23 protein-coding genes are annotated in these 24,128 nt (G+C 52.8%); 2 read left to right on the top strand and 21 right to left on the bottom strand.

Annotated elements, in window-relative coordinates; all coding sequences use genetic code 11:
• Positions 1-11: 11 nt before the first annotated feature.
• From hemW to PBOR_RS06300, 12 genes are all read right to left on the bottom strand, one after another.
• A complete protein-coding gene (hemW, locus tag PBOR_RS06355) occupies positions 12-1,367 on the bottom strand; it encodes a radical SAM family heme chaperone HemW (RefSeq protein WP_042210960.1) in 1,356 nt (451 codons plus the stop codon).
• A 17-nt stretch (positions 1,368-1,384) separates the two neighbouring features.
• Positions 1,385-1,693 (bottom strand): TIGR04076 family protein, encoded by a 309-nt coding sequence (locus tag PBOR_RS06350; RefSeq protein ID WP_042210959.1) that lies wholly within the window; start codon positions 1,691-1,693, stop codon positions 1,385-1,387.
• Between the two features lie 39 nt (positions 1,694-1,732).
• Positions 1,733-2,509: a cyclase family protein gene (locus tag PBOR_RS06345; protein WP_042210958.1), complete on the bottom strand. Its 777-nt coding sequence runs from the start codon at positions 2,507-2,509 to the stop codon at positions 1,733-1,735.
• Between the two features lie 8 nt (positions 2,510-2,517).
• A complete protein-coding gene (locus PBOR_RS35290) occupies positions 2,518-3,483 on the bottom strand; it encodes an amidohydrolase family protein (protein ID WP_052429354.1) in 966 nt (321 codons plus the stop codon).
• A 54-nt stretch (positions 3,484-3,537) separates the two neighbouring features.
• Positions 3,538-3,918 (bottom strand): cupin domain-containing protein, encoded by a 381-nt coding sequence (locus tag PBOR_RS06335; protein ID WP_042210957.1) that lies wholly within the window; start codon positions 3,916-3,918, stop codon positions 3,538-3,540.
• A gap of 12 nt (positions 3,919-3,930) precedes the next feature.
• A complete protein-coding gene (locus tag PBOR_RS06330; RefSeq protein WP_042210956.1) occupies positions 3,931-5,130 on the bottom strand; it encodes an MFS transporter in 1,200 nt (399 codons plus the stop codon).
• 22 nt (positions 5,131-5,152) lie between these two features.
• A complete protein-coding gene (gene acpS / locus PBOR_RS06325) occupies positions 5,153-5,533 on the bottom strand; it encodes a holo-ACP synthase (RefSeq protein ID WP_042210955.1) in 381 nt (126 codons plus the stop codon).
• Entirely contained in the window at positions 5,530-5,748 is a 219-nt protein-coding gene (locus PBOR_RS06320) for a hypothetical protein (RefSeq protein WP_042210954.1), read from the bottom strand. The genes acpS and PBOR_RS06320 overlap by 4 nt, the downstream gene beginning before the upstream one ends.
• A 46-nt stretch (positions 5,749-5,794) precedes the next feature.
• Positions 5,795-7,042, bottom strand: coding sequence for a beta-ketoacyl-[acyl-carrier-protein] synthase family protein (locus PBOR_RS06315; protein WP_042210953.1), 1,248 nt, complete (start codon positions 7,040-7,042; stop codon positions 5,795-5,797).
• Entirely contained in the window at positions 7,039-8,361 is a 1,323-nt protein-coding gene (locus PBOR_RS06310) for a beta-ketoacyl-[acyl-carrier-protein] synthase family protein (protein WP_042210952.1), read from the bottom strand. Before PBOR_RS06310 ends, PBOR_RS06315 begins: the two co-directional genes overlap by 4 nt.
• Positions 8,362-8,368: 7 nt before the next feature.
• Complete coding sequence (locus PBOR_RS06305; RefSeq protein WP_042210951.1) at positions 8,369-8,824, bottom strand: SRPBCC family protein; 456 nt, start codon at positions 8,822-8,824, stop codon at positions 8,369-8,371.
• Positions 8,825-8,994: 170 nt separating this feature from the next.
• On the bottom strand, positions 8,995-9,606 hold the full coding sequence (locus PBOR_RS06300) for a winged helix-turn-helix domain-containing protein (protein ID WP_157763983.1): 612 nt from the start codon (positions 9,604-9,606) through the stop codon (positions 8,995-8,997).
• Between the two features lie 627 nt (positions 9,607-10,233).
• Between PBOR_RS06300 and PBOR_RS06295 the strand changes: the two genes are divergently transcribed.
• Entirely contained in the window at positions 10,234-11,214 is a 981-nt protein-coding gene (locus PBOR_RS06295) for an S-layer homology domain-containing protein (RefSeq protein ID WP_042210949.1), read from the top strand.
• Positions 11,215-12,188: 974 nt separating this feature from the next.
• On the opposite strand, the gene PBOR_RS06285 is transcribed toward PBOR_RS06295, so the two are convergent.
• Entirely contained in the window at positions 12,189-14,168 is a 1,980-nt protein-coding gene (locus tag PBOR_RS06285; RefSeq protein ID WP_042210947.1) for a GTP-binding protein, read from the bottom strand.
• Positions 14,169-14,461: 293 nt separating this feature from the next.
• Here PBOR_RS06285 and PBOR_RS06280 point away from each other — a divergent pair, with 293 nt between their 5' ends.
• Positions 14,462-15,436 carry an S-layer homology domain-containing protein gene (locus tag PBOR_RS06280; RefSeq protein ID WP_042210946.1) on the top strand — a complete coding sequence of 325 codons (975 nt, stop codon included), beginning with the start codon at positions 14,462-14,464 and terminating at the stop codon, positions 15,434-15,436.
• A gap of 153 nt (positions 15,437-15,589) precedes the next feature.
• Here the strand turns inward: PBOR_RS06280 and PBOR_RS06275 are convergent, their stop codons facing one another.
• From PBOR_RS06275 to PBOR_RS06240, 8 genes are all read right to left on the bottom strand, one after another.
• Positions 15,590-16,345 carry a hypothetical protein gene (locus PBOR_RS06275; RefSeq protein ID WP_042210945.1) on the bottom strand — a complete coding sequence of 252 codons (756 nt, stop codon included), beginning with the start codon at positions 16,343-16,345 and terminating at the stop codon, positions 15,590-15,592.
• Positions 16,346-16,451: 106 nt separating this feature from the next.
• The gene (locus tag PBOR_RS06270; RefSeq protein ID WP_042210944.1) at positions 16,452-16,730 is read right to left on the bottom strand and encodes a hypothetical protein; all 279 of its coding nucleotides are present in this window, start codon (positions 16,728-16,730) and stop codon (positions 16,452-16,454) included.
• Positions 16,731-16,796: 66 nt separating this feature from the next.
• The gene (locus tag PBOR_RS06265) at positions 16,797-17,711 is read right to left on the bottom strand and encodes a GNAT family N-acetyltransferase (protein ID WP_245648063.1); all 915 of its coding nucleotides are present in this window, start codon (positions 17,709-17,711) and stop codon (positions 16,797-16,799) included.
• A gap of 501 nt (positions 17,712-18,212) precedes the next feature.
• Positions 18,213-20,375, bottom strand: a complete 2,163-nt coding sequence (locus PBOR_RS06260) for a Tex family protein (RefSeq protein ID WP_179945461.1) — start codon at positions 20,373-20,375, stop codon at positions 18,213-18,215.
• A 651-nt stretch (positions 20,376-21,026) separates the two neighbouring features.
• Positions 21,027-22,235, bottom strand: a complete 1,209-nt coding sequence (locus PBOR_RS06255) for an MFS transporter (RefSeq protein WP_042210942.1) — start codon at positions 22,233-22,235, stop codon at positions 21,027-21,029.
• Positions 22,236-22,589: 354 nt separating this feature from the next.
• On the bottom strand, positions 22,590-23,270 hold the full coding sequence (locus PBOR_RS37660; protein WP_281192292.1) for a TetR/AcrR family transcriptional regulator: 681 nt from the start codon (positions 23,268-23,270) through the stop codon (positions 22,590-22,592).
• An 84-nt stretch (positions 23,271-23,354) separates the two neighbouring features.
• Positions 23,355-23,705, bottom strand: coding sequence for a type II toxin-antitoxin system PemK/MazF family toxin (locus tag PBOR_RS06245; RefSeq protein WP_019913013.1), 351 nt, complete (start codon positions 23,703-23,705; stop codon positions 23,355-23,357).
• Between the two features lie 3 nt (positions 23,706-23,708).
• Positions 23,709-23,990: a CopG family ribbon-helix-helix protein gene (locus PBOR_RS06240; protein ID WP_039307597.1), complete on the bottom strand. Its 282-nt coding sequence runs from the start codon at positions 23,988-23,990 to the stop codon at positions 23,709-23,711.
• Positions 23,991-24,128 lie beyond the last annotated feature (138 nt).

The raw sequence follows: 24,128 nt of genomic DNA, 5'->3' as shown, positions 1-24,128 counted from the left end.
TAGCCTCCTTATTATTTAACCGATTGCACCGGACGCCCCTTGGCCAGCTTCATCCGGTGCTGCAGCCCGTAATCCGCATACTTAGAGGAGAAAAATTGCTTGCTGACATTGTTGCCCCATATAATTCCGTCGTCGGTCAGCCGGATTCCTTCGGCATCCTGAATCAGCAGACCGTCCTGAACCAGACGCTCAATCGTATCCGGGAACAGCTCCTCCGGCTCCTGCCGGAACATCCGTACGAAATCTGCACGGCTGACTGACAGCATCCGCAGGCCCTTGGCCATTGCCCCATGCGCCAGCTCCAGCTCATCGGCTTTCTCCCCGCAATTGACCGGGAGCAGCCCGTCCTGCACGCGGGACATATATTCATTCAGATTGCCGCTGTTGACATACATATAGCCGTTGATGATACCGAACGCGGCCGCACCGATCCCGATCATATGCGACTGCTCGCTGAAATATAAAGTCGCGTGCCGGTCCGTCTTGCCCGGCTTGGCGAAATCAATCACACTGTACTGGAGATAACCTGCCTCAAGCAGCATCTCCTTGGCGATGGTATACAGCTCGATCTCTCTGTAGACATCCCCGATTCCCGGAATCTTCCCTTCCGCTATACGCGAAGCGATCTGCGTATGCGGCACCACACAGAACGAAATCACACAGATATGGTCAATCTCCTGCTCAATGGAGGTGAGAATGTCAGCCCGCCATTGATCCAGTGTCTGACCGGGCAGATTGTACATCAGATCAATCCCGATATTATCAATTCCGCAGCTTCGGGCATTCTTCACCAGCTCAAAGGAATCATCGACACTATGGTATAACCCCAGCAGTCCGGCAAGCTCTTCCTGAAAGGTCTGCACCCCTACACTGATCCGGTTTAATCCCTGCAGGGCTAAGTCTTCAAGCTTGTCAGCCGTGAAATTCCGGGGGTTGCCCTCAATGAAGATCATGGCGTCCTCCGCAACGTGAAAAGCCTGCTTCATGTGCTGCAATATTCCCGTCAGCTCTTCCGAGGAGAGGCAGGAGGGGGTTCCGCCGCCCAGATTAATGGAGGAAACCGTGATGCTGCTTCCAAAAGGCGTACCCGCATACCTGTCGATCTCCTTCCGGACAGCAGCCAAATAATCATCCACCTGCTCCTGCTTCTTCAGATAACGGTTGAACGGGCAGAACGAGCAGGTTGCATCACAGAAGGGAATATGCAGATACAAGGCTGTCGGCGTATCTTTGGTATTCACCTGCTCAAGCTCCATCAGCGACCACACTTCGGACTCGGTATGCTGGGAGATCGGCACAGGATAATGGGAGACACAAATGGAGTCTCTTTCCTTGAATAATTCAACATACTGCTTCGCTCTGCTCATATGGAGCGGCCTCCCCTTCATTTGGATTGCAGCATCCGTCCCGCGTACGGGGAATCTTCAGACGGCTCTACCGGGATGCGGCGGATTTCCATCGTCATCTGGTTGCGCAGATCCGGACAAGCCGAGTGCACAATATTACCCTCTGGGTCCCACGGCAGCTTCGCATCCATATTCAGCGCCAGCAGCATCGGGAAGACCGAATGGAATGCCGTTCCGCACAGATTGCCTGCGTTCAGCGGAGAGACCTTCATGATATCCCCTTCTTTATGCCCTGCCCGGCAATGCCCCTTAACGCCCGTTACCTTGAGTTCAAATTCATAATTCATTCGAAATGCCTCCTCCATATATTTGGTGATAGATTTCACTTACTCTGCCGCAGGCTCTTCGACAATGGCCACTGCCCGTACCCAGGCCGCTCCTGCCTGTCTGATCTTGATTGGAAAACAAGCCACCTTAAACCCGTAAGGAACCGGAATCTGCTCCAGATTCGCCAGGCGCTCCATATGGCAATAGGTCTGCTCTCTTCCCCAGAAATGGGCCGGAAACAGATAGGCGTTGTCCCGGGTTCGCTTATAATCGCCGATCATATTCTTGAACGGACGGTCGAACCCGTAGCTGTCAATGCCCATGACCCGGATGCCCTGGTCAGTCAGCAGCTTCGTGGCCTCTCTGCTCATGCCCGGATAATCCGTAAGGTATTGGGGCGTGCCCCAATCACGGTCTGCACCTGTACGGATCAGCACAATATCCAGCGGCTTCAGCTCGTACCCGATCTTGGCCAGCGCCTGCTCGATATCCTGCTTCTCAATGGCTTCACCCGCTTGCCTATGCGTAACATCCAGCACCACACCGTCACAGTAGCACCACTCCAGCGGCACCTGATCTATAGACGCTGCGGGCTTGCCTTCGCTCATAGAGCCGAAATGCAATGGGGCATCGAAATGTGTCCCGGTATGCGTGGAAGCGGTGATCATCTCCATGTTCAAGAATTCTTCATCCGGAAAGTCTTTTCTGCTCCCGTCGAACTGGCGTGCAAAGCGGTCCGCCCCTTCCTGGTGGCCGGTCTGCTCGAAACCGTATGGAGCCAGCTCACCCGGATTCTGTTCCATATGCACACTCAGATCAATAAATTGATATCTCATGCCCTCACCTACTTCATTATTCTCAGCGCGTTCAGCCCCAGGATGTTCTGGACATCCTCCTTCTTGATTTCCTTCACGCCCATCATCAGCTTCATGGGCAGGGGAATAGCCACCTTCTGCATGTAATTCAGCACTTCGGCGATGTTCGGCGTAACCGTCCAATCCGAGCCCCAGAGAATCTTGTGGCTGCCGCAGACCGAGATCATCTTGGCCAGCTCCATCCGGAACACCTTGGGATTGTTATGAATGAGGATATTGGCTACCGCCGTAATGGTCACATACATATTCTCGTGCCTGCCCACCATGTAATAGCACAGGTCATTCCATGGATGTCCCATATGCTCCACAATCAAGGTCAGCCCCGGAAAATCAACAGCAACGTCATCCAGCAGAATCGGATAGTTATGCTTCATCCGAAAAATACTGCCTGGCGTAATTCCGGTATGCACGCTTACCGGAATTCCCAGCTCGCTGCACCGTTCATACAGCGGATAGAGCAATTCCCGGTCATTCAGGCCGAAGCCGCCATAATCATTAGGATTCAGCTTAAAGCCCTGCATTCCAAGCGTGTTAATCGCGTAATCCAGCTCCGCCAGCGCTTCCTTCCCCTTATAGGGGTTGACACTCGCGAATCCGCGCAGCTTGTCAGGGTGTGCCCGTACCGCCTCGGCGATTTTTTCATTGGACAGCACCTCATAGCCGTATACATCCTCAAAGCTGAGCTGATGGACCCAGCTCATGGCAATTTGATTCTCGGCCATACAGGAGAGGTAATCCTCGAGCAGATTGTTGTCATCCACGAATCCTTCTTGAGTAGCACCAACCATCTTCTTCAAATATTGCAAATCATCGAATCCTTTTTGCTTCTTGTAATCGGGGACGGTTCCGGCGCCAGCCAGACTGAGCTCCAGACTTTTATTCTCCTTGACGGCAAAATGGGCATGAGTGTCTACAATAACAAGATTGCTTTTCACGTTTCTCTTCTCACCCCTTTGGATTGTATGGGATAGCTTATTGCTGCCCGGGAGCTATACATCTCTGTGACCCTTCTCTGCACTCGGGGCCAGCGGTGCCGTGGCAAAGACCAGCTCCATTTCGCCCGGCCCCTCATTTACCACACGGTGCCGCTCACCCTTCCTCGCAATGAACAGGCAATGCTCCTGAAGGGAATGCGGGATATCTTCAATGAACGCCGTTCCTTGTCCCCGGACCACAAATACGGTCTCTTCACCGTAATCATGGAGATGCTCCTTGATCTCTTCCCCGGCGCGGAGGATCACATGACCCATAATCAGCTGCGAGGCTCCAACCGTTGCCGGATTTGCCAGCACGCGCATCTGTCCTCCCCTGGCAAGAACCACCGGCACATCGTCAAATTGAACCACTGTCCTTGCGTACACCTGATTCATCAATGCACTCCTTTATCCGGCTGATTTATATTCAGATACACCCGATTCTTCCTTTTTGCCCAGACCAAGCGAGATCAGAATCGTAAGCACCATCATTCCGGCTGCCACCAGATAGCTGGGATGCGTTCCGATCCTGCTGTAGAAGAATCCGCCAAGCGTTGATCCCAGCGCAATCCCGACCCCCTGCAGGGTCCGGAAGGTTCCTAAGGCCGTCCCCATTTCCATCGGATTGATCTTGACGACCTTATCCGTAATTATCGTGTTAACCAGCGTAATAATAGGCCCTTCTGTAAGTCCGATCAGCGCATAACCGAACGTCAGCAGCCAGGGGTTGAAGTCCAGCGCATACAGCAGCAAGAGCGCTCCCAGACAGATCGACTGGGCCCAGATCAGAGGCGCATGTCTGCCCACCTTATCCGAGATCCAGCCAATGAATACCGCCCCGAACGAAGCCACCGCTTCATACGGAATGAAGAGAAAGCTGAGCAGCACCAGGGAAATATCCTGCTCTTTGGCCGCGAACGGCACCAGGAAGGTCGTAAAGACACCCACCATGAAGCACAGGGTTCCCACAATCCCCGCCAGCAGGATTTCACGGATGCCCAGCCATTTGAACGAATTTTTGAAGGCTTTCCCGATGCTCTTGCTTGAATTCTTGACCCCGGTCTCCTTCAGCAGCGCAGAGGTAACCAGTGCGGACAGAACCAGGAGTGAACCCAGCACCGCGAAGGATACATGCCAGCCGAAGTAATTGCTGAGCAGACCGCTGACGACATATCCCAGCACCGATCCGGCACCGATCGCCCCGGACACAATGCCCATTGCCCGGCCCCGCTCTTCGGGCTTGCACACATCCGTCACCACCGCAAAGATCGGTGTGGATACGAAACCTCTGGCAAAGCCGAACAGCAGCCAGCCGGCTGTAAACATCAGCACGCCTTGAGCAGCGGCCACCATGAATACGGCTACTGCCGAAAGTGCGATCGAGGTGACGATAATCTTCTTCCGCCCGTACCGGTCGGCAAAGACGCCGGATGGAATCGACAGGAAAGTCATGACCAGCGAGGCAATGCCCGCTATGGTTCCGATTTCACCGGAGGTCATCCCAAGATCGCTGCTGATCAGGGGTGCGATCGGGAAGATACTGACCATAATCGAAAAGACGAGTAAAATATTGATGGCTAAGAGTGTGAAAATTTTGTTGTTGCTCATATCAATTGTCCTCTCCTCACAGTCATTGACTGCTCTCAATAATGATGAATGCAGCAGCATAATCACCGTGATGACTAATGCTTACGTGAACCGTCTCCTGCTGCTGTACGTAAGTCTCCAGGCCTCTGCTGCGGACCAGATAGGGCTGGCCGCTGGCATGGTTGAGAAACTCCATTTCATTCCAGCCCAGCTCACAGTTCATTCCGGTTCCGATGGCCTTCAGCAGCGCTTCTTTGGCGGCAAATCTGCCCGCAAGGAAGTCTGCGGCATGTCTTTTTTTACAAGTGAACAATTCTCTCTCTTCCTTCGAAAAATATTGCTGCATAAAGAGTTCACCGCATTTAGCCATCATCTGCTCCACAAAGCTAATGCTGATGATATCCATGCCGATCCCTCTGATCATGCCTTCAAGGCAATAGCTTCCATCACCTGGCCCACGGAATAAGCTCTGAGCGCCTTGCCTTCAATAAAGATGCCAAAGGTCTTGGCCAGCCCTGTAGACACAAGCGCCAGCTCCGTCGAATCCAGAGCCAAATCTTCATACAAACGCGACGCCTCCGTAATCTCCTCCTCAATTCCGATATCCTCAATGATGGCCTTTATCTTATCGAATACCATTAGATACACCCTCCCGCTTGAGTTTATGAGTTATAACCTTCGTTCTTCACAAGCCTTCGCCCTTCACAACCAGTGCCGAAGAGACCCCTCCCCTCCCTCTGGACAGAATAAGTGAGGACTCGACAGATACCCGGCGGCTGCTTCCCGCCACGAAATTCAGGTCGTTGTCCGGAGCCGATTCCGCTAAATACGGAAGACCGGGCAGCTGCCCGTGATTCATGGCAAGCACGCTCAGTGCCACATCGAACGCGCCTGCAGCCCCAATCGTGTTGCCGAAGGATGTCTTGGGACAGCCCGCCCATTTGTCCGATACACTGCCACCGAATACCTCCCGGATTGCCGAGCATTCAATCCCGTCTTGACGGGAGGAAGCCGCCCCATCCAGTGAGAGATAGCCAATCTGCTCCGGCTGGATCTCTGAATGTCCGATGGCCAGCCGGATGGCCCTGGCATATTGCGCCACACTCTCCTCATGCGGGGCAGATTCCTGCCCGTCATTCGTGAATCCGAAACCCTGGATACTCGCTCTCACCCGGCCGGTTGACTCGCGCTTCCGGAGGCTGCGTTCAGATTCGAGGCAGAGGAAAGCTGCTCCTTCAGCCAGGGCTATTCCGCTCCGGGCCGCTACAAACGGACGATACGCCGTCTCCGGACTGTCTGCCTTCAGGTTCAGCAGCCCCTCCGAGTTATAGAAGGAGAGCGCCCACGGATCAAGCGGCGTCTCTGCACCGCCCACGATGGCCGCATCAATGATTCCGCTGCGAATGGCTCTGGCCGCATAAGCAATGGCAAGCAGTCCGCTGCTGCGGTCTGCGATAACCGTCTTGCTGTAGCCCTTAATGCCGAAGGCCAGGGACATATGCCCCTGTGCGGCGGCCGGAAACCAATTGCTTGCGAGGTTAGGATCAATGAAGGGGGCACCTTCGTTATGCAGAACACGCAAGCCATTCCTGGCACTCTCCCATCCTCCCGAGTTGTTGCCGACGAAGATGCCGATCCGCCCGCGGCTCATCGTGTCAAGATCCCAGCCGGCATCATCCATGGCATCCTTAGCTGCCAGGATCGACATCACAGAGAACCGGGAGCATTTCTTGAACAGACGCTTCGAGATGACCTGCTCCGGCTCCATCCCGCTGACTTGTCCGGCGAAGGGAGGCGCCTCTCCAACCGTACCCTCAAGCTGGAGCGGGGTCATATAGTTACGGCCGCTCAGGAGTCCGTCCCAGAAGCCCCCGGCAGTATTCCCGCAAGGCCCAACCATACCTACTCCGGTTACGAATACTTTATTCTTCATGGGCTGCACATCCATTGTTCAGTCTGAAGCTTCCCCGTCATATTACAGCACTCGCTCCTCGCCAGAATCATGGCGGAATGAATGCCGGAGAAGCCGCTTGCATTGGTCAGAATATGGTACAGGTCACGCTTTAAGGCTTGCCCCGGCACATAATTCAAATCGCAGGCCGGGTCCGGCTCGTCCAGATTCGCCGTGGGCGGGATATAGCCTTCGTTCAAGGCCAGCAGACAATGTACGATCTCAATGGCGCTTGCTGCCGAGAGCGGATGGCCCACCATGGACTTCGTGGAGCTGATCGGAATGGAATAGGCTAATTCGCCAAAGGTTCTTTTGTAGGCAGCGGTCTCAAAAGCATCATTCTGCGGGGTCGAGCTTCCATGCGCATTGATATATTGAACTTCCCCCGCTTCAATGCCGGCATTCTCGAGCGCCTCGTTCATCGTCAGGCTGAGCGCCTCTCCGTTCTGGGGCAAATCGGTCATATGATAGGCATTGTTCGTGCTGGAGAAGCCGGTGACCTCACCATAGATTCTGGCCTGCCGCCGCAGTGCATGCTCCAGTTCCTCCAGTACAACAACTGCACAGCCCTCACTGAGAACGAATCCGCTTCTGTTTAGCTCAAAGGGTCTGGAGGCGCGCTTGGGATCATCGTTGAACTTTGAGGTCAATGCTCCAATTGCATCAAAGGAAGCGATGGTCATGGAGCTGATCGGCGCTTCCGCTGCACCGCATATCATGATGTCATGTTCTCCTGCCGCGATAGATTCGTATCCATACCCGACAGCATCAATGCCGCCTGTGCAGCCCGTTGACATAACCAGCGCTTCTCCCTGAAGCCCGAACTCATGCGCCACATCAAAGGCAATATAGGAGAACATGCCTTTGCGGTATAAATCATCCTGTCTGAGCCCCTGGGCAATCGGCCCCTGGCCGCCCTCCGTCACTTGCAGAAAGGTCTGCTCAGAGAATGGGGTATCGGCAATCGCATTGGCGATGCAGACCCCGGAACGCTCCCGCATTTCCTTGGTGAACTCCAGCTGCGCATCGGCAACAGCCCTTACAGCGGCGTTGACTGCCAGAATTCCCGGCCGGCCCATGCCTTCCCTCGCTGCTTCATCGGCCGTCCTGCCGAGATGCTCAAAATCCGGTATTCTCCCGGTGACCCGGCTCTTCAAAGCCATATGCTCATATCCCTGCAAACTGTCATATCCAACCTTGCACTGCAGGCTGTTCTTCCAGAAATTCTCCGGCGTATTCCCCAGCGGGGTAAGCAGACCCATTCCTGTGATAACCACTCTTCTTCCCATCACATTCTCCATCCAGGCCTCAGCTCCGAATCCTTAGTTTCTCGATATTAAGCTTGACCGCCTCCATCTGCTCCTTCGTGGTACGGTTCAGATGGGCTTCCACCTGCTCTGCGGTGAGGCCGCTTACGGGATCAACCTCAAACTCCTGAATCCAGGTCATGTACGTGCCCTCGCCCTGCTCCTCATAGAGCCATTCCAGATTCATATGCTTGAACGGCAGCAGCGGCGCAAGACGTCTGGCGGTAATCCGGAAATTCGGCCGGTCCAACCATCTTTCGGATGTCCATGAGCGCGACGGGCGATTTGGCTCGGGAAATGTAGTCAATTCAAAACGGATGTAGGACTCCCCCTGCTCCAGCACCCGCGTTTCTTTATATTCCGTGAACAAATCCGTCCAGCCCGCAATATCGTTGGTTCTGTCAAATACGGTGTTCCGGTCTGCCTGAATCCAGATACTGTTCTGAATCGTTGTCACTGTACATGCCTCCCTAATAGTATTAATTACATCGTAGCGTTAAATTTTGGAGGGGGACATAACCCGGCTGTTAAGCTTGCGTTAATTTACAGTTATTCTGCAGCACGAAGACAGCACAGGCTCCCTATCAAAAAAAATCAAAAAAAAGACCTGACAGAAAACTGTCAGATCTAAAAGCTAACCGAATATCCGATTCCCCGGCGGAAGTGAATGATGTCGCTTCTGCCGGCTGTCGTTTCAATTTTGTGCCTCAGCTTGTATACATACTGCCTGACAATTTCAGGGGATGTATAGCTGTCCCACAGGTGGTGCAGTATCTTCTCGGTGGGGATGTACTGGCCCTGGCATTCCAGCAGCAGGTCAAGCAATTCATATTCTTTACTGGTGAGTTCAATGATAACCTCTCCGACTTTCAGGGATTTAGAGTGAAGGTTAAGTGCGATATCCTTGATTTGTCTGGTACAGTGCGTATTCACACTCAGCTCTTCGTCGAACCAGCAGCGCAAACGGCTGAATAATTCCTCCTGGAAGCCATGGCCTCCCGAGCTGTCGATGTAAATATGATTGGAAGGGAACTGGACGGTTATGCCCTGAGTGCTGATCTTCTCAACAATAAGGAATACTTTCAGCTTAAGCATCTGCTGCAGGTATTGCATCGTATGAATGAAGCCCAGGTTAAAGTCCGGGGTACTGACGACCACACCGTCAAACCTCAAGCCATCCTTAACAATATCGACCAGCGCCTCAAGCTCCTTGAAATGAAACACCTTACAACCATACACCCTTGAAAAAAAAGAATGAACATTCTGAAACCTACACCCCTCACAAGGCTCTGTGGAACCCGCACAACAAACCAGTGCAACCCGCATGCGCTTCTCTCCAATCCCATTCTTTTCAACATACACCGAATTTCACCAAGGGTTTCGTTTTCTATTTTATAGTATTAATTAGGATAAAAAAGGAAAAATATCATAGCGTTATATTAAAAAAATCAATTCGCAGAATACTGCATAACTCATTGCCGTCCTCTGCTTCGCGGACAACCTTCCCTATGTATCAGTTACTCTCCGCCATCCTTCCGTCAACAGGTCATCAGACCTAATTTTTATCAATAATTCCTCGCGGAATGCGACAGCGGGATCAGAATAGATCAATCCTCAAGACTTATGCATTCGCCGCATTCCCAACTTTATGTATTTCAAAAAAACATGCTCATTATTTACTATTTTTTTTGAAAATGAACCTTTCTCTGCGATCCGACAAAATCCGAGTTATTTTAAATGTAAAACAAACACTGTTTTATCCGAAAATAATTCATTTGAAAAAATTTTCTTTGCCAGGTGCAACATTTCCCACCTAAAAACCATCTTAGTAGGTAGAGGTGATGCACAATGAGAACAACTAATCTAATGAAGCGCGCAAAAAATATGAGCATCGCGTGCGGAATCCTGGCTGCCAGCTTGTCATTTGGGGCATCCGCTTTTGCCTTCTCCGATCTGAACGGAAATCCTGCCGAAACCAAAATTAATGCGCTGCATGACGCCGGTGTAATCAACGGTATAACCAGCGACCTTTTTGCCCCCAACGCTAAAGTGACCCTGGCACAAGGCGTTCAATTTCTCGTCAAAGGGCTGGCGCTGACACCAGGGGCGGATACGGGCAGCAATTCTTCTACGGCCAGCAGTTATTTTGACAATGTAAAAGATAACGCCTGGTATGCCTCCTCGTTCCTGACCGCCAAGCAGAGCGGTTTAACCCTGGCACAGAATGCCAATCCGAATGCAAACCTGACCCGTGCAGAGTTCGCTCATCTGTTGACCGAAGCCTTGCAGAGTAAAGGTGATTTTGCGGTTACCAAAATGTATTTCATGGTTGAGGATGGCGACAAGCTCTCTTCCGAGGTTATGAACAGCCTGCAGATTCTGCTGAACACAAAGGTGATTACGCTGGACAACGGAAAATTCCGCCCGGCCGATATCATCACGCGCTCCGAGGCTGCTGTTATGGTTCATGATGCCGCTGAGTTTGCAGCGCGGGTGATAAACCAAGACAATACAGTAATTGAGCCTTCTGAACCGGAACCAGTTCCGGTCAACAACTACATTTCGGATGTCGTACTAGAAAAAGCGGCTGAAGGCGTCAATAAAGCCACCATCACCGTCGATAATCTGCCTAACCCCGGCTACGGCCTGGCGGTAGAGCGCATCGAATTCACCAGCGCCACCAAAGCAGTGATCTACTTCAAAATAACCCTGCCCGATCCGGATATGATGTACCCGCAAGTCATCACCAAAGGAACAGTGGTTACTTATCTGCCTGAAGGCTACACTGCTACAGCAGAGCCTGTAATGGGTTCGCGTTGGCTGCAGCCGGCAACTGATGTTGAGTAATTCTTGAGCTAGGTAGATTGTAAAATTAAAAGCAATTGAAATGAAAAACAGATCATGCCTGACTTCCGGGACATGATCTGTTTTTTTATTCCACCACTCCATGTTAAACAGTAGACGCATACGGCGCAATAAGGACATGAATGTATAAAAAAGACGCCGCATTATTTACGCCGCCTACGATTATGTAAAAACCTAGTAATACCAATGCAAAAAAAAGCGGTGAGGGGTATCGGTTGTTTAAGGTCTATTTGCTGACGACCATAGGAAAGAAAAAATAAAAATGTACGCAAAATAACAAATTACAAAAGCAGCAGAGATCCATCTTATTGAAGAATTCATTATACTTCTTTCCCCAAAAAAACTTGTTATAAATGAGCCAGTAAATCCAAACATGATGATATAAAGAAACACTTTATTGTATTCAACAACAGCATCAAAAAAGTAGATTATGAACACTACTAGGGAGACAAAAAACAAAATACGAGTGAAGTATTTCATATTACCTCCTTAAAATGGTTTAATTTCTATTATTTATACTACAGTTTATTTAGCTTATTGCCTATAAGGAGATAAAAGATACACCTTGAATGTAAATGTTGCGATAACCCAATGCAGTTTATTAAATTATGCTAAAGACTTGGTATGTAGAATATGTGGCACTAAATGGACTGGCTCGGATTATGGTTGATGATGAGGAACACATAGATTTTTACGCTTAGAGAGCTCAGATTGGAGAGTAGTGACACAATTGTGCATTAAAGAGTAGAGATTTCGTTACCATATTCCTATCGTTTCACTTTGCTGTTATTTACCAATATTTACCTGACGCGAATCATATGATAGCCTTCACTATCCGCTTGCGCATCACCGCAGCCTGCAGCGTTTGCCCCTCCCACTCCAGCTAATTCGGTTACATCCGCTTCCGTTACTCTCTGTACACTACATAATTCCGTTACAAAATCATTATTTCTCTCCTATCCCTGCAGCGCCTTCCGTACGCTCAAAATATACTTCGCCTGATCCAGCGGGTTCACGCCCCGGCGGGTACGCTCGGCAGTGACGTCCGGTGGGCACGGTTCATAGCCGGCAAAAAAGGAAGTAAACGTGCTCCGCCCCTTCGTGTAGGAGCTTAAGGTCACGGGATAATCGAGCGAGGTTGCCAGCGGCAGCCGGCCTTCGATGATCATCCGCTCGCCCTGCAGCACGGGCGGCTCGAAGGTGCCGCGCATCTGCACGAGGTCGTTCATCACGCGGCCGCCGTTCTCCTCCGGCACGACGATGCGCACCTGTAGGACCGGCTCCAGCAGGCTGGTGCCGGTATGGGCCAGCCCATCCATGATGGCCATGGGCGTAGCCACGGCAAAATCCAGCGGATGGGTATGCCACACATGGTGGTTCCCCTCCACCAGTGTGATCTTGAGGTCGGTGACCTCCCAGCCGCGCAGACCCTGCTGCAGCGCCTCCGGCACGCGGCGGGCCGTCTCGTTCTGGTATTGCGGCAGCAGATCGGAGCTGCGCACCAATGATTCATAGACGAGGCCGCTGCCCGGCGGGCCCGGCTCAATCTGGAACCTCAGGATCGCCCAGCAAGGCTTCGGCATCAGGTACGCAATGTAGCCTTCACCCGCGCGGCTTGGCGTTTCGCGGTAGATCACCGAAGGCTGGCCGAAGGTAACCTTCAGCCCGAATCGTTCCTGCAATACACTATCCAGAATCTCCAGCTGGATCGGCCCCATCACCTTGATATGCAGCTCCCGCTCCTCCTGCAGCCACTGTGTATCCAGCAGCGGGTCCTCGTCGGCCAGCTCCTGAAATGCGGCAATCACCTTATGGTCGTCGGCATCCTCCCCCCAGAAGACGCGCACGGTCAGCAGCGGCACGGCGAGCTTCGCCTCCTGCGGAATGGCCTCCGGCCGGCCCAGCACATCGCCGATCCGCACGCCGGACAGCCCATAGACTACGGCGATGTCCCCCGCTTCCAGCGCCCCCACATCCTCGGTGCGTCCGCCTTCGACCTTGCGGATCTGCGTCACCTTGGCCTGGACATCCTGCGTATAATTCATCACCGTATCCCGGTTGCGGATAGTTCCTTGATAGAGGCGCACGAAGGCCATGCGGCCCATGCTTTTGTCGCGCTGGATGTTGTACACGATGCCGGACACCGGCTGCTCCGCATCCCCGCCCGCGCGGGGGAAATACTGGGTCATGGCATCGAGCAGCGCCGTGACACCGAGACCTTTGGCCGCTACGCCATACACCAGCGGATACATTCTTCCTGCGGCCGTCCGAACGGCCAGCTCTCTTTTCCACCGCGCCAGATCTGCCGTACCGCCCGCCATATACAGCTCCAGCAGCTCCTCATCCCGCTCCGCGAGCGCTTCCAGCAGTTCTGTCCGCGCCGCCGCGTCTGCGCCTTCACTCCATAAATCCGCCGCCCCTATGTATTCCCGTTCCCTATATAAGGGCTGCTGCACAGGCACAATATCCCCGGACAGATAGGTCCGTGCCTGAGTTAGCACAGCGGCTGGATCAGCGCCGATCCGGTCCATTTTATTCACGAAAATAAGCGTAGGAATCCCCAGCTTGCGCAGTGCATTCCAGATCATCTCGCTCTGCGCCTGCACGCCCTCCACTGCTGACAGGATCAATACCGCACAATCCATCACCCGCAGGCTGCGCTCCACCTCGGACAGGAAATCCACATGCCCCGGGGTATCGACCAGGTTGATCTGCACTCCTTGCCACGTAAATGAAGCCAGAGCCGCCCGCACAGAAATCCCCCGCTGCCGCTCCACCTCCATGGAATCCGTCAGCGCCGTTCCGCTGTCCACACTGCCAAGTGCGCGAATCCGCCCGCTCTCATACAAAATATGCTCCGTCGTAGTCGTCTTCCCCGCATCTACATGGGCAAAAATCCCCACGTTGATACGTTCAACCCTCTGCTGCTGAATCATCTATGTTCTCCTGTCATAAGCCGGATGTATGAATGGCCTGATAGTGTTTGAATCCGTTTACTGATTCTACCTCAAGTGTACAGCCAAATGCCGTTAATGTTCAATCGGTAAGCACTTTCCCGGATGACGGCCTCCCAGTCTGCTGATACTAACAACAGCACGCCTTCTACAATCATGTTACTTGGTGACAGACGCACATCACTCAGCCCAACAACAATTTTTTTAGCTTATACAGAACTGCCTGCAACATTTCTGCCCCTTTATCCATCTAAGAGTATAAGAGGTGAGGCACAATGAAGAATAAATCATCATTCCAGAAGCACGCTACAAAAATCACTCTAGCGTGCAGCATTCTGGCGGCAACAGTATCGTTCGGAGCATCGGCTTCTGCCTTTTCGGATCTGAAGGGCAATGCTGCCGAATCCAAAATCAATGCACTCCATCAAAATGGCATCATTAACGGAATTACCAGTGATATGTTCGCACCGAAGTCCAAGCTGACTTACGCCCAAGGCCTGCAGTTCATCGTCAGCGGTCTCAAGCTGTCTCCGCAGAATACTACTGGCAGCAAAGCCAGCGATTACTTCGACAAGGTAAAAGATAACGCATGGTACGCCTCCGCATTCGTGGCTGCCAAGCAGAGCGGATTGTCTCTGGACAAGTCCATCGACCCCAATGCGGCAATGACGCGGATCCAGTTCGCTCATTTGCTGACCCAGGCGCTGCAGAGTAAAGGGAACTTCCCGGTTACGCTGATGTACGCTAATATCACGGATGGCGGCAAGCTGTCTACAGCGGAGATGAACAGTCTGCAGATTCTGGTTAATACCCGTCTGATCACGCTGGAGAAGAACAACACCTTCCGTCCGAATGAACCGGTTACCCGAGCGGAAGCCGCTGTCCTGATCTATGACGCAGCCAAATTCGCCAAAGAGGTAATCACTCCGGATGACAGCGCCACTGCTCCGGTTAATGACTATGAAGCAGCGGTTACGCTGGAAAAAGCGGCAACTGGCGTAAACAAAGCCACTGTCACTGTTGAGAATCTGCCTACCTCGGGTTACGGCCTGTCAATTGAGCGGATCGAATTCGGCGCTAACAAAACAGCAGTGATCTATTTCAAAGTGACTGCTCCGCCTGCCGGCTCCATGAATCTGCAGGTCATCTCTACCGCCTCCGCCGTGACTTACCTGCCTGAAGGGTATACAGCGGTAGCCAAATCCGTAACAGGTTCGGCTTCTGCTGCCGCTTCTTCCGCAGGGATGTAAGTGAGAAATACAGCAGCTACTGCTTGATACCATGGCACATGGCAGTAACCTATAAACGCATATACGTCAAAAGAAGCCGCATCGCCGTTGGGATAACCAAGGGGATGCGGCTTTTGGCGATTGTACTAATAACTGGCGCTTTCATTCCTTAAGTTAAGGTGTCCACTGATCATGAATGATCCCTACAAGGATATGGTCCTGACCATTCTTCTCGAAGACCAGCCGCAGGCTGCGCCAATCCATGCCCTCTAAGGAAGGATCGATACCGGCGATATGATATTCTACGAAGTCATGGGTCTCCTTGGGGTACACCTCATTGAGATTATTTAGAGTTGTCCCTTGGCCCAAGCCCTGATTCAGTGCAACTTCAGATTTACCGGAAAAATCCGCATCGTACACAAACCGCTTATAATAGTCGGCAAAGGTCAGCTTAATCAGCTCTCCGGTACCGGCGAACTCACGCCATTCGCGCTTTACCGGATCTTGCATTGCAGCCTTCAGCTCATCCTGACTTAACACAATGTCTTTATCAACATCAACATAGGCGTAAGGGGAGAAGCGTACCCCTCTGTCCCGGTGTACCCACGCGGCGAGCGTCTCCATATTCCCGCTCTTCAGCGCCCGCATTACTGTGGTTGCCGCTTCCAGTGCTGTAGGCGGTGTGCCTTCCTCCGGCGGTCCGGGGTCTTCCGCTACCAGAGGTGGTTCCGTAGCTTCAGGACTTGGAGCAACCGTTGCCGGGGATGCAGATGGTGATGGTACGGCCGCAGTAGTCGCCGGGGCAGATGTCTGAGTCTGCTCCGGTGTGGATGTGGTCGCCGGCGCCTCTTCCGGCGCTGAGCTGCAGGCTGCAAGCATTAGCATTCCGGCCGTTAACGCAGCGAATCCAATTGATCTTGCCTTATACATGATATCCCTCCTCATGCTGCCATTCTTACCTTTGTAGACGATACCGAGCCGGATATAGTTGCACGGCGCCTGTCACTTGGCAAGGTAAGCAGTGGGAGGGAGCTGGTTAACTGGTTTGCAGCAGACGTACGATTTCACCGTCGATTACTTCTTCACTGGCTTTTAGAAACCCTAAAGCTTCATACATTCTTCCCGCAATCAGATTGTCCGGCCGGTGTCCAATCATGATTCTTGTACAACTGGAATTACGTTCATCAACATATTTCGATTCGGCAATCCAATTCACCACCGGTGCAGGAAAAACATTAAGCTGTTCCGGCTTCACCGTAAGCCGGGTGCATTCATACCAATTATCAATACACACTGGCTTTAATTCCACTGTCATATAAACTTCCGCCCAACTTTCACTGTGCCGATTTCACTGTGCAGAGGAACTCATCCTGAGCGATTATTAATCCAGCTCCGTATACAATCTGATCTCCTGCCGTCCCGTTTGGAAACCCACGGATACGTACAGGGACAGTGCCGATTCATTGGTAGTCATGGCGATAAGCTGTGCCTGCTCCAGTCCGTGCTCCTTCAGATACGCCAGGGCGCGGACCAGCAGGGCCTTGGCGATCCCGCGTCTTCTCCATGGGTCACGGACAAACACATCCTCGATAATGCCGTTCTTGTCTTCCTGCCAGACCATCAGACTGCCGGCCACCTTGCCTTCATCCAGTACAACAGCCGATGTCCAGAGCGGATGCTCCTGATATTCGAGCAGACGTTCCACGCCCAGCGGGGTATCCGGCCAGATCTCCGCCTCCAGTTCCAGATAAGCCTCTCTCTGCTCCGGCGAATCCAACTGAACCCACGCTGATTCAAGACCTGCCGCAAGCTCTATCACGGGTATAGGTTCGTTCAAGTCACGATGGAGCGTATATAACCGGCTATGCGGCAGGTAACCCAGATGCTGTGCGAAATAAGTGTTGCAGCTCTCTTCTGCGGCATAATTCCCTGTACACAGAACCGTTCCGTATTCCCGGGGCAGTGTCCCCTTCAGTTCATGCGCCCGTTCCAGCAGAAGGGAGTAGACACTGTCCAGCAGTCCGATATCCTGTTCACGCCCGGGCAGAGTTTTCAGATTCACAAAAATCTTATGTTTGCTCATGGGCAGACGTCCGGGGGGAACCACATTGAAGATCTGCAGCTGGCCTTTGGCCACCATAGTCTCCCCTTCAAAGGCACAGATTACGTTCTCCCAGTTGCTCTCCTCCCCTACCCACCAAAAAAGCACATCCTCCTGTGCCGAGACCCGCGCATACATTTCCCCAAGCGCTGCCATATCGTTCTGTTCAAATTTCCGGATGATTCTGTTACTCAATACCCGTCCGCCACCTTCTGTTTTTTTCCATCATATCACTGTAAGGGAGGGAGCTTTAGATCATTAATAACTATAACTATTCTTTACCGCAGCTTGGACCTGGACGTTACATCTACTGCTATTTAGGGTAGACAAAAAACGGCTGCGCCGTCCTGGTCAAGGAAGCGCAGCCGTCCGGCTGATAATATGGGTTAGTTCTTGGGTTGCTTCTTCGGTTGGTACATGATTCGGGCTTGCGCTGATTTGGGTCTGTTCTGTCTAGATTGGTTATTAACCTTGGTGTCTCGTACCCGTTTCTTTGCTGCTGTATTCGCTGGCTGGCATTATTAATAGGTTAGATGGTTTGCCTGGTGCTCCATAGTGACTCCTATTGAACAGCTGCTCCGGTATTCCACTCACCATACCATGTCGGTACGCTCTCTTATGGACACCATAGACGTTATTTTGCGAAAAAGGCCTGTTATTCTGCCCTTGCTTCAACCTGCCAGCGTTGTCGCCGGCCTACTTCACGCTGTCGGCCGCCTCGCGCGGCTGGCGCATGGTCAGGTTGACGCGGCCCTTCTTCAGGTCGACGCCCATCACCCAGACGGTGACATTGTCTCCCACGGAGACCACGTCCATCGGGTGCTTCACGAAGCTGCCGCTCAGCTGGGAGATATGGACCAGCCCGTCGTTCTTGATGCCGATATCGACGAAGGCGCCGAAATCGATTACGTTGCGGACGGTTCCCTGCATCTCCATGCCGGGAACCAGGTCCTCGATCTTCAGCACATCCGTGCGGAAGATCGGCAGCGGCAGCTCCTCGCGCGGATCGCGGCCCGGGCGCTGCAGGCTCTCCAGGATGTCGCGCAGCGTAGGCACGCCGACATCCAGCTTCACCGCCAGCTCGGCGGCATCCTGCACCTCCAGCTGCTGTGCTACTTCCTTGCTGCCGAGCTTGGCCACATCCAGGCCCAGCTCGCGGAATAACCGGTCGACCACCGGATAGGATTCCGGGTGGATCGGCGTACGGTCCAGCGTGTTATCCCCTCCGGGGATACGCAGGAAGCCGATGCACTGCTCGTAGGATTTCGCGCCCAGGCGCGGCACCTTCTGCAGTGCCTTGCGCGTGGCGAACTTGCCGTTCTCCTCGCGGAACTTCACGATATTCTTGGCGATCGTCGTATTGACTCCCGCCACATAGGACAGCAGGGAGGCCGAAGCGGTATTCACGTCGACACCGACGTGGTTAACCGCCGACTCCACGACGCCCTTCAGGCTCTCCTCCAGATGCTTCTGCGACACATCATGCTGGTACTGCCCGACACCGATCGCCTTCGGGTCGATCTTCACCAGCTCCGCGAGCGGGTCCTGCACGCGGCGGGCGATGGAGGCGGCGCTGCGTTCCGCCACATCCAGGTCCGGGAACTCCTCCTGCGCCAGCTTGGAGGCTGAATACACGCTGGCCCCTGCCTCGTTAACGATCAGGTAGGCCAGCTCAGGATTCCCGACCTCGGCAATGACCTCGGCCGTGAACTGCTCCGTCTCCCGCGAGCCGGTGCCGTTGCCGATCACGATGAGCTGAATGCCATATTTGGCAATCAGCTCTTTGAACTTGGCCGCCGCCTCTTTCTTCTTGTTGTTCGGCGGCGTCGGATACGTGACCGCTACCTCCAGCAGCTTGCCGGTATCGTCCACAACGGCCAGCTTGCAGCCGGTGCGGTAAGCCGGGTCTACGCCAAGCACATGGCGGCCCTTCACCGGCGGCTGCAGCAGCAGGCTGCGCAGATTTCCGGAGAAGATGGAAATCGCTTGCGCCTCGCCTTTTTCCGTCATCTCCCCGCGCACCTCGCGCTCGACGGAAGGCGCAATCAGCCGTTTGTAGGCATCCTCGGTTACGGCTTCCAGCAGCTCTTTGACCGGGGACGGCCCCTTCACCAGCTTGCGGATAATGAAAGCGTGAATCTTATCGGCAATGATCTCAATGCCGACCTTCAGCACATTCTCCCGCTCCCCGCGGTTGATGGCCAGAATACGGTGCGGCGGCATTTTGTGCACAGGCTCACGGTATGAATAGTAATTCTCGTATACGCTCTCCTGCTCCGCATCCTTCGCTTCGGAGACCAGAATCCCCTGGCTTGCCGTATACTGGCGCACCCAGGAACGGATGGCCGGGTCATCGGCAATATTCTCGGCAATGATATCCATTGCCCCTTGCACAGCAAGCTCAGCGCTGTCTACACCTTTATCCGCATCTATATATTTCGCCGCTTCTTCATAAGGATTGCCCTGGCGGCGCTGCTCCATGATCCAATCGGCAAGCGGCTCAAGTCCCTTCTCCTTGGCTACACTGGCCCGTGTCTTGCGCTTCTGCTTGAACGGGCGGTACAAGTCCTCCACTTCCTGCAGCTTCACAGCCTTCATGATCTGCGCCTGCAGCTCCGGAGTCAGCTTGCCCTGCTCCTCAATGCTGCGGATGACATCCTTCTTCCGGTCACCCAGGTTCCGCAGATACCCAAGCCGTTCTTCGATATCGCGCAGCGCGTTCTCATCCAGCTCTCCGGTCATTTCCTTGCGGTATCTGGCAATAAACGGAATCGTGTTGCCCTCATCCAGCAGCCCCACCGTAGTCCGCACCTGCTTCAGGCTGATGCCCAGTTCCTTCGCAATTGCTGCAGTAATCAGTTCCTGCTCCTGGCGGGCAGCTGCATCTTCCGCCGCTTTACCTGCCACATTAGTATCAACGCTCAAGTATATCCCTCTTTCTATACACAGTCTGAGTTCATAACTCTCTACCAAAATACTATCACAGTTTGCCGCAGGACCAAAGCTTGGCACGCTAAAGTACCGCGCAAAGCAAGATACCAACCCGGTGATAACTCAGCAGATTTGCGTGGACCCCCAAAACATATTTCGCCCGAAGGGTAAAATTAGCAGCTTACCAAGGTTAGATTGGACCCTACCTTGCATACCTTTCCCGTTTACGGTCCCTCAGGCACCCACTTTGCAACAGTAGTTGGATAAACGTATCTTATTTTAGTTATTTTGGAGCGTTTGAGTGAATTAGTTGGATAAACGTCATTTAATTCCATGCACTTCCTCCACTTTGGCTGATATGGCTTATATTAAGTGCTGTTTTTCCAACTGCTGTTTGAGAGGGGCTTCTCTATTTATGAGCAAGTGGACAAAATCCAACTATTTCCCTGGCCCGCCGCAGCACCCCTGGTTAATGAGGAGGTTCCCGGTGTCTTTACCCGCTTCAGCGGAGTTATATAAAGACGGCTACACCGTCCCATCCGGGACAGCGTAGCCGTCTTGTTCTTGCAGTCCCCCTCATTACCTAGCCACTTTGCGCTTCACCCGTCTCTGCCGCCCATAACTCAGCGACATCAGGAAGCAGAGCACCATGACAAGCGCAGCCGCCGCATAAGGGAAATTCACATCCATATCGAACAGGATTCCGGCAACAATCGGGCCTGCAATATTGCCAAGACTGGTGTAGGCAGAGTTCATCCCCATGACAAACCCCTGCTGCGATTCGTCAGCCATCTTGGAGAGCTGCGTACCGACTGCGGGACGGAGAATATCCATCGCTAAGAATACAATAAAGGTAACCGATACTATAGCCGCGAAGCCGTGAACGAACAGCGTCAGGAAGATAGACAGGCCGGCAATGAGCAGGCAGATGGAGATCACTCTATTTTCGCCGAAACGGTTCAAAATCCAGCTAAACACCGTAACCTGAACCACCGCACCCGCGATCGAGCCGAACGTCAGGACAAACGCAATATCCTTGGGGGTGAACCCGAACTTATGATCCACAAACAAGCCGAACACTGTATCATAATTAGCCAGTCCGAAGGAGAGCACGAATATGATGACCAGGCCGAAGAAATAAGGTTCACGGTAAGAGCGCAGCATCTGCAATCCCAGATTCTCCTTGTTACCCTCATCAGACTTCGCTTCATGGCGCTTCTCCGCAGACAGGGATTCCGGCAGAACGGCAAAAGTAATGAGTGCAACAACAGCAGCCGCTCCGGCAGCGACGAAAAAGGGTACCCGGATGCCGAGCTCAGCCAAATATCCGCCAATTCCCGGACCGATGATGAATCCCGTAGTAATGGCCGCATTGATTAAGCCCATACCTTTGGCGCGTTCTTCAGAAGAGGTCGTATCGGCAACATAAGCCATGACCGCCGGCATAATCATCGCCGCACCCGCACCGCCTAGCATTCTGGATACGAAGAGCAGCCAGGGCACATTAGCCAGACCAAAGAGCAGCTCCGAAAAAGCAAAGACAATCAGACCGGCGATAATGATTTTTTTGCGGCCCATCCGGTCCGACCAGTTGCCGGCAAACGGTGACACCAGCAGCTGCGTCAGGGCAAAGGCGGCCACCAGCAGTCCGACAACACTCCCGCCAATGCCCAGCTCATTCATGTAGGTCGGCATAATAGGGACAACCAGACCAATCCCCGTGAACGCCAAAAATATATTCAACATCAGGAGCAGCATCGCGCCCCGGTTTCTTAAAAGTAATGACATTGTAAATCCCTCCGTAATTCCCGGGCAAATCTTCAGGCTCCAGGTGTACTTCATCTAATGGTAATAACAATCCGTAAATCCGGCTGCTGTACTATTTCAGTCTCTCCCATTAACGGGCCAAGAAATCATACCCGCGCGGATGATGCAGCTTGTATAGTTCATAGTACAAGACCGACCATCCGGTCTATTTAATCGCTAAAAAATACGTTCCCCGCCCAGGCTGCAATCCGCCCTCATACGAACAGCTTCCTCTGCTCCGGCAGAAACGTCATCTCTCATGAGTAAGACGGCTGAGCCGTTTCTGCCTGCGGATTCACTGCTTTCACTGTAGCATTGTGCAGAGCCCGCTCAGCTCTACCGGGTACGCAGTCCCTGCAGCAGCAGCTGAATGGCCCCGCGGTAATACTCCCTGATATCCTCAGGCCCCTTGGCGAGTGCGGTAATCTCACTGACTCTTCCGATTCCTTCCAGCATGCCGCTGACGATGATCACACAGTTATCCAGATTGCCTGTAATCAGGTATCCGGAATCCATACCTTCCTGTAGCAGATCACGGCAGGCCTGAGAAGCGGACTCGTAGATCTGCGAGAGCCGCTGGCGGATATCATCGGTAAGCGTACGGGAGCGGGCGTATTCCTCAAGCGCATGAATCAGCGGATTCTGGAAGTCATTCGCATAATGATCCCCCAGCGCGTACAGCCTGGCTTCCGTCCCGGTGATCTTGTTCCGCAGCTCCTCCCACTCACAGAGCCACTTCCGGGTATCATCCTCCACCACATACAGGAATAATTCATCCTTGCTGGGAAAATGGTGATACAGGCTGCCCTTGCTGACCTTGGCAGCTAAGCACACTTCATTCATACTTACCGAACCATAACCCTTGTGTGCGAACAAATGTGAAGCATTCTGCAGAATACGGTTCTTGGTTTCTTCTCCATCCGAACGTCCTTTGATATGTATCCCCCCTATAGACCGACTGACCGGTCTAATTGTATCATAAGGCCAAACATTAACACAACAGCTCTTGCACAACACCTTCTTAGCCTTTGAAAAAAGGCACACCGGTAACTTCCCGGCATGCCTTTTAGTACAATTATTGATGTCATAGCCCTATAAGGTTCAGAAATCAATCAAACCCAGGCTGATTTGCAGCGAATCATCCACCAGTTTCATGGTTTCGTCATCCAGGTGGGTGATCTTATCGGTTAAGCGTTGTTTGTCAATGGTCCGAACCTGCTCCAGCAATATAACGGAGTCCCGGTCAAAGCCATGGGCAGCCGCATCAATTTCCACATGCGTCGGCAGTTTGGCCTTCTGGATCTGGGCAGTGATAGCTGCCACAATTACAGTCGGGCTGAAGCGATTGCCAATGTCGTTCTGAATGACCAGTACCGGCCTAACTCCGCCTTGCTCTGAACCCACGACCGGTGAAAGGTCGGCAAAAAAAACGTCGCCGCGTTTAACAATCAATATTTACACCCCGCTTACTAAGCGGCCAAGAGTACTGTCTGCATCTTCCTCTGCGAGAAAGGCCTCGCTTGCCATGGTCAAATTAATCTTAGCCATTTCCATGTATCCCCGCTGCATCGACTCCCGGATGGTTCGTTTCCTCCGTTCAGTCAAGTACAGCTTCATGGCCTGCCTGATCAATTCACTACGGTTAGAGTTCTCCAATTGAACGATCCCATCCACTTCCTGTAAGAGATGATCGGGCAAGCTGATCATGATTCTTTTGGTGTTCTGCAAATTGGCCACCTTCTCTTCCACCCCCACAAACCTTCTGCCCTTGTGTTCCAGTGTTACAATATACAAGGAATTTTATACAAGGAATATATGCCGCCAGTATATCAAGTATGCTGCATCCCATTATAAACTAGAAATGGCGGTTCGTAT

This window comes from Paenibacillus borealis (assembly GCF_000758665.1).
In the GTDB taxonomy this organism is placed as follows: Bacteria; Bacillota; Bacilli; order Paenibacillales; family Paenibacillaceae; genus Paenibacillus_AQ; species Paenibacillus_AQ borealis.
Note: the sequence above shows the minus strand (reverse complement) of the source record. Positions and strands in the feature narration are given on the sequence as shown.